The following is a 6,535-nucleotide window of genomic DNA, read 5'->3' on the forward strand; positions in this document are numbered from 1 at the left end:
CTCGATCGAGGCTGGGAAGCGACCGGCCAGAAACCGATCTCACGCCACCTTTGTTCCGCCCTTCAAAACTTCACGGCCAGCAGCACCGCGCCGGCGCCGATCATGGCGATGCCAAGCCAGCCCTGTCCAGTCGGACGCTCGCCGAGAAAGGTGAAGGCGAAAAGGGCTACCAGCACGACGCTGAGCTTGTCGATCGGCGCCACCAGCGTCGCGGGGCCAAGCTTCAGAGCACGGAAATAGCACAGCCAGGACGCGCCGGTCGCAAGCCCGGACAACACCAGGAATAGCCAGGTCTTCGACGAGACCGCCGACGGCACCGCGAATTGTCCGGTGAAGAACAGCAGCACCGAGAAGGCGAGCAGCACCACGATCGTGCGGATGAACGTCGCCAGATCCGGATTGATGTTCTCGACGCCGACCTTGGCGAAGATCGCGGTGAGCGCCGCAAAGCAGGCCGAGAGCAGCGCCCAGGTCTGCCAGGCGGAGAAGAGGGCAGGTTTCATCGATTATTACTCACCTTGCCGCCGCCAACTTCTCCGTGATCGCCTTGCGCAAAATGCGCGACAGCGACTCCACCGAATACGGCTTCTGGATCAGCTCGAACCCGCGATGCGCGTTCTCGGCGAGGACGTTGCTGTAGCCGCTTGTGAGCACAACGGGCAGGCCCGGATAGCGCTCGCGGATGACGCCGGCGAGCTCGACGCCGTTCATGCCGGGCATGATGACGTCGGAGAAGACGAGGTCGACGGCGAATTCGTTCTCGCCGAGAATGCCGAGCGCCGCATTGGCGTTGGCGACCCGGCGGACGACATAGCCGAGATCTTCCAGCAGCTCGGTCGAGAACTGGCCGACGTCGTCATTGTCCTCGACCACGAGCACGCGATAGCCGCGCCCGGTGGTGGCGGCTTCGCTGGTCAGTGCCGCAGCGTCCTTCTCCGCGGCGGGACTGTGCGCCTGCGGCAGATAGATGGTGAAGGTCGCGCCTTCGCCGCGCGTGCTCGTCACCGCGATGTCGCCCTCGGACTGCTTTGCGAAGCCGAAGGCCTGGCTGAGGCCGAGGCCGGTGCCCTTGCCGACCTCCTTGGTGGTGAAGAATGGCTCGAAGATGGCGTCGATGTTTTCAGGGGCGATGCCGCTGCCGGTGTCCGCAACCGAGATCGCGACATAGTCGCCGCCGCGCGCCGACTGCGCACGCAGGCTCGGGATGCCCGCGACCTTGCGCACGGCGATGGTGAGGCGGCCTTCGCCATCCATGGCGTCGCGGGCGTTGATGGCGAGGTTGATCAGCGCGGTCTCGAACTGCGCGATGTCGGCCACCGTGAAGCAGTCGGCATCGTTCACCTCGACGGCGATCGCGATGCGGCCGCCGACCAGCGGCCGGACCAGTTGCGCCACGGCCTCGACCTGGCTGCCGACGTTGAAGATCTGCGGCTTCAGCGGCTGCCTGCGCGCAAAGGCCAAAAGCTGCGCGGTGAGCTTGGAGGCGCGCTCCACGGTGTCGGAGATGGCGTCGACATAGCGGCGGCGGCGTTCTTCCGGCAGCTCGCGGCGGCGCAGGAAGTCGGTCGCGGAACGGATGATGGTGAGGAGGTTGTTGAAGTCGTGGGCGACGCCGCCGGTGAGCTGGCCGATCGCCTCCATCTTCTGCGACTGCCGCAGCGCTTCCTCGCCGCGACGGCGCTCGGTGATGTCGACGGCCTCGGGCACCGCACCGGTGATATTGCCGTGGCGGTCGAGCACCGGACGCATGCCGAAGTCGAAATCGCGCTCCCCGATGGGCAGGCGCAGGCGCATCTCCAGTCGCACCGCTTCGCCTCTGAGCACGGTGTCGAAGGCCTCGCGCACGACAGCGCTCATGCCCTGGGTCTGGTTGAACCAGGGCGTGTCCCAGAACGGTTTGCCGATGACGTCGCGGGCCTCCACGCGAATGCCATCGAGCGCAGTCCGGTTCGCGTAGAGCAGCTCGCCCCTGAGATTGACCAGCCCCTGATACTGGTTGCTTGTCTCCAGGATCGCGCGCAGCCGCGCCTCGTTGGATTCGAGCTCGGCGGTGCGCTCGGTGATGCGCTCCTCCAGCGTCTCGTTGAGTCGCCTCAGCTCGATCTCGGCCTGCTTGGCGGCGGTGATGTCGTGGGCGACGCCGATGAAGCCGATATGCTTGCCGGTCGGGTCCCAGCGCGGCTGCGATTCCGAGCGCAGCCACCGCCATTCACCGCTGGCGTTCTTGTAGCGCGCTTCCAGCACGAACGGCTTCAGCGACGCTTCGCCCTGGACGGATTGCTGCAGCACATGTGGCAGGTCGTCCGGATGCAATATCTTGCGCCAGTCGAAATCGATGGCCCGGTCGTAGGGCAGGCCGATGAAGTCGACATAGGCCTGGTTGGCGAAGGAGCGCGTGCGGTCGAGCTTCGTGACCCAGATCGGCACCGGCGCGCTGTCGGCGATCAGCCGGAAACGCTCCTCGCTCTCGCGCAGCGTCTCGCGCGCGAGCGCCTGGGCGGTGATGTCGATATGGGCGCCGACGAGGCGAATGGCGCGGCCGTCACTGTCGCGCTCGAACTTGGCGACGACGCGGATCCAGCGGGTCTCGCCGTCGTTGGGGCGGATGATGCGGTATTCGGCGGTGTAGTCTTCGTTCGTCCCGGCCAGCGCATCGAGGAAGTGCTTGACCGCGGCGTCGCGATCCTCGGGATGGATGCGGTTGACCCAATCCTCATGCGACTCGTCGGTGGCATCCGCCGGCAGCCCGTGGAGCATCAGATATTCCGGCGAGCGGCGGTTCTTGAAGCCTTCGCGGAAGTCGACCTCGAGGCCGCCGACCTTGCCGATGCGCTGGATACGCGCCAGCTCTGCCTCGCGCTCCTGGAGCGCGTGATAGGCGTTGTCGCGCTCGCGCGCGATCTCTTCGAGGTGCTGGCGCAGCCTTTCGGCGGCGCTGGTATCGGGCAAGGGATCGTTCAAGGTGTCGGCCGTTGTGATGCAAGAGCGCACGTGCCGGGCCGATATTCCCACAGACAAAGCGTGATAGCCATTACTCAAAAGGGGATAAGGACGGAAAGGGCCACCGATCGCAGGGGCGGGTATGAACGAACGCCGGGTCTGGCTATTTGTTCCCGAATGTTGGAACGATGAGCCCCCGCGCGCGTATTTGCGAGGCGTCGCAACTCTTAATCATAAGACTCCCTTCCCGAAGAGGCTAAATCTTGAAGCTCTTTGTCTGCCAGGACTGCGGCAACGTTCTCTATTTCGAGAACCGCGCCTGCGAACGCTGCGGCCACCGCGTCGCGTTCCTGCCGGAGAAGGAGACGATGTCGGCGATCGAGCCCGACGGCGAGGCCTGGATGACGCTCGCCGACAAGGGCAAGGGGCGGATGCTTTGCCGTAACGCCGAATACGACGCGTGCAACTGGCTGACGGATGCGGGCGATACCACCGGCTATTGCCGCGCCTGCCGCCACAACGGCATCGTGCCCGATCTGTCCGATCCGGTTCAGCTCGCCGGCTGGCGCGAGTTGGAGGTGGCGAAACACCGGCTGTTCTATTCCCTGATCCGCTGGAAGCTGCCGCTCCAGACGCGGCAGGAAAATCCCGAACATGGGCTGATCTTCAATTTCCTCGCCGACGATCCGAACAGCGGCCAGAGGATCATGACCGGCCACGATAACGGCCTGATCACGATCGCGCTGACCGAGACCGACGAGATCGAGCGCGAGCGGCGCAGGCTCGAGATGGGCGAGCCCTACCGCACGCTGCTCGGGCATTTCCGCCACGAGGTCGGCCATTACTTCTGGGACGTGCTGGTGCGCGAGGGCGGCAGGCTGGAGCAATGCCGCGCCGTGTTCGGCGACGATTCCGCCGATTACGGCCAGGCCTTGCAGCTCCATTATGCCGAAGGCGCGCCGCCGGACTGGCAGCAGACCTACGTCTCGGCCTACGCCACCACGCATCCCTGGGAGGATTTCGCCGAGACCTGGGCGCACTACCTCCACATCGTCGACACCCTGGAGATGGCCTCCGAGTTCGGCATGGAGGTGCGCCCCCGGGTCGATCGCGACGGGGAGTTGACGGCGCGCATCCGTTTCAACCCCTATGAGACGAGGGACGTCGAGGCGCTCGTCAATGCATGGCTGCCCTTCACCTTCGCCATCAACAGCGTCAACCGCGCCATGGGGCTGCGCGATCTCTATCCGTTCATCCTGTCTCCGGCGGTGGTCGGCAAGCTGGGCTTCATTCACGGCTTGGTCAGGGACGTGGCCAAGGCCGCGAAGCCGTAGGTGCGCTCAGGGGCTCACCAGGCCCATTTCGGTCTTGCGCTGGTACGCCAGAGGGCGCGGATTTAGACCGTTGCCTCCGGCCGATTTTGATGTACCACGGGGGTCACACGGCCCGTCCCCGCAGGCCCCAACGGCCAGGGAAGGGTCCCGCCCAAGGTCGAGACTCAAGAAAAGCATGTTCAAACGCATTCTGATCGCCAATCGCGGCGAAATCGCCTGCCGGGTCATCAAGACCGCTCGCCGCATGGGAATTCAGACGGTTGCGGTCTATTCCGAGGCCGACCGCGATGCCCTCCATGTCGAGATGGCCGACGAGGCCGTGCTGATCGGCCCGCCCGCAGCCGCCGAGAGCTATCTGGTGATCGAGAAGATCGTGGAGGCCTGCCGCAAGACGGGCGCCGAGGCCGTGCATCCCGGCTATGGCTTCCTGTCCGAGCGCGAGGCGTTTCCGCGCGCGCTGGAGGCTGCCGGCATCGTCTTCATCGGCCCGAACCCGGGCGCGATCGCCGCGATGGGCGACAAGATCGAATCCAAGAAGGCCGCCGCGAAGGCCAAGGTCTCGACCGTGCCGGGCTATCTCGGCGTCATCGAGGACGACAAGCACGCGGTGAAGATAGCCGACGAGATCGGCTATCCCGTGATGATCAAGGCCTCCGCCGGCGGTGGCGGCAAGGGCATGCGCATCGCGCATTCGAAGAGCGAGGTTGCCGAGGGCTTCAACCTTGCCAAGGCCGAGGCGAAAGCCTCGTTCGGCGACGACCGCGTCTTCGTCGAAAAATTCATCGTCGATCCCCGCCACATCGAGATCCAGGTGCTGGGCGACAAGCACGGCAACGTCATCTATCTCGGCGAGCGCGAATGCTCGATCCAGCGCCGCAACCAGAAGGTCATCGAGGAGGCGCCGTCGCCGCTGCTCGATGAGGCCACCCGCCGCAAGATGGGCGAGCAGGCCGTCGCGCTGGCCAAAGCGGTGAATTACGACTCCGCCGGCACCGTCGAATTCGTCGCAGGGCAGGACAAGAGCTTTTTCTTCCTGGAGATGAACACGCGCCTTCAGGTCGAGCATCCCGTCACCGAGCTCGTCACCGGCATCGACCTCGTCGAGCAGATGCTCCGCGTCGCCGCCGGCGAGAAGCTCGCGATCAGCCAGAAGGACGTTACGCTCACCGGCTGGGCGGTGGAATCCCGCCTCTACGCCGAGGACCCGTTCCGCAACTTCCTGCCCTCGATCGGGCGCCTCGTGAAGTATCGCCCGCCGGCCGAAGCCAGCCAGGACGGCATCACCGTGCGCAACGACACGGGCGTGCAGGAGGGCGGCGAGATCTCGATCTATTACGATCCGATGATCGCCAAGCTCGTCACGCATGCGCCGTCGCGCGCGGCTGCGATCGAGGCGCAGGCCACCGCGTTGGATTCGTTCTATGTCGAGGGTATCAGGCACAACATCCCGTTCCTGTCGGCGCTGATGCACCATCCGCGCTGGCGCGAGGGACGGCTCTCGACCGGTTTCATCGCCGAGGAATTCCCCAAGGGCTTTGCCGTGCGCGTGCCCGAAGGCGAGGTCGCGCGGCGGATCGCCGCGGTCGGCGCCGCCATCGACCACGTGTTAGGGGAGCGCAAGCGGCAGATCTCGGGACAGATGGGCGGCCGCGTCGTGCAGCGCGAGCGTCGCCGCGCGGTCTGGCTCGACCGCCAGGAGATTCTGCTCGAGGTCGGACGCGAGGGTGAGGCGATCGCGATCCGGTTCGTCGATGCCGAAGGCAAGGCCGGCAATGCGCATCTGCTGCAGTCGCCGTGGAAGCCGGGCGATCCGGTCTGGCAGGGCACCATCGACGGCCATTTCGTCGCGGTGCAGGCGCGCCCGATCGCCAACGGCATCCGCCTTGCGCACCAGGGCGTCGAGGTGCCGGTCTATGTCTGGACCGAGGCGGAAGCAGCCTCGGCACGGCTGATGCCGGTGACCACGGCCTCCGACACCGGCAAGAAGCTGCTTTGCCCGATGCCAGGCCTCGTGGTCTCGATCGCGGTGACCGAAGGGCAGGAGATCAAGGCCGGCGAGACGCTCGCGGTGATCGAAGCCATGAAGATGCAGAATGTGCTCCGTGCCGAGCAGGACGGTACGGTGAAGAAGATCCACGCCAGCGCGGGCGCGACGCTCGCGGTGGACGCGCTGATTCTGGAGTTTGCGTAAAGCAAGTGAGTGGGGCCCTCACTGGCCCCACCAACACCGTCATTGCGAGCGCAGCGAAGCAATCCAGACT

4 protein-coding genes are annotated in these 6,535 nt (G+C 65.6%); 2 read left to right on the forward strand and 2 right to left on the reverse strand.

Features of this window, described 5'->3' with window-relative positions; all coding sequences use genetic code 11:
• Window positions 1-62: 62 nt before the first annotated feature.
• Both AB4Z51_RS37915 and AB4Z51_RS37920 read right to left on the reverse strand, forming a co-directional pair.
• Complete coding sequence (locus AB4Z51_RS37915; protein WP_063982673.1) at window positions 63-503, reverse strand: EamA family transporter; 441 nt, start codon at window positions 501-503, stop codon at window positions 63-65.
• Window positions 504-513: 10 nt separating this feature from the next.
• The gene (locus tag AB4Z51_RS37920) at window positions 514-2,991 is read right to left on the reverse strand and encodes a PAS domain-containing hybrid sensor histidine kinase/response regulator (protein ID WP_135214917.1); all 2,478 of its coding nucleotides are present in this window, start codon (window positions 2,989-2,991) and stop codon (window positions 514-516) included.
• Between the two features lie 212 nt (window positions 2,992-3,203).
• Here AB4Z51_RS37920 and AB4Z51_RS37925 point away from each other — a divergent pair, with 212 nt between their 5' ends.
• Together AB4Z51_RS37925 and AB4Z51_RS37930 are read left to right on the forward strand one after the other, a co-directional pair.
• Window positions 3,204-4,274: a zinc-binding metallopeptidase family protein gene (locus tag AB4Z51_RS37925; RefSeq protein WP_135214916.1), complete on the forward strand. Its 1,071-nt coding sequence runs from the start codon at window positions 3,204-3,206 to the stop codon at window positions 4,272-4,274.
• Window positions 4,275-4,449: 175 nt separating this feature from the next.
• Window positions 4,450-6,465, forward strand: coding sequence for an acetyl-CoA carboxylase biotin carboxylase subunit (locus AB4Z51_RS37930; protein ID WP_071912973.1), 2,016 nt, complete (start codon window positions 4,450-4,452; stop codon window positions 6,463-6,465).
• The last annotated feature ends 70 nt before the right edge of the window (window positions 6,466-6,535 follow it).

The organism is Bradyrhizobium sp. 2TAF36 (genome assembly GCF_052114925.1).
GTDB classification, from domain to species: Bacteria; Pseudomonadota; Alphaproteobacteria; order Rhizobiales; family Xanthobacteraceae; genus Bradyrhizobium; species Bradyrhizobium barranii.

What these genes read in the sequence shown, in the direction of transcription:
- AB4Z51_RS37915 (WP_063982673.1), bottom strand. Translation starts at nt 503, where the DNA reads ATGAAACCTGCCCTCTTCTCCGCCTGGCAGACCTGGGCGCTGCTCTCG.
- AB4Z51_RS37930 (WP_071912973.1), top strand. Translation starts at nt 4,450, where the DNA reads ATGTTCAAACGCATTCTGATCGCCAATCGCGGCGAAATCGCCTGCCGG.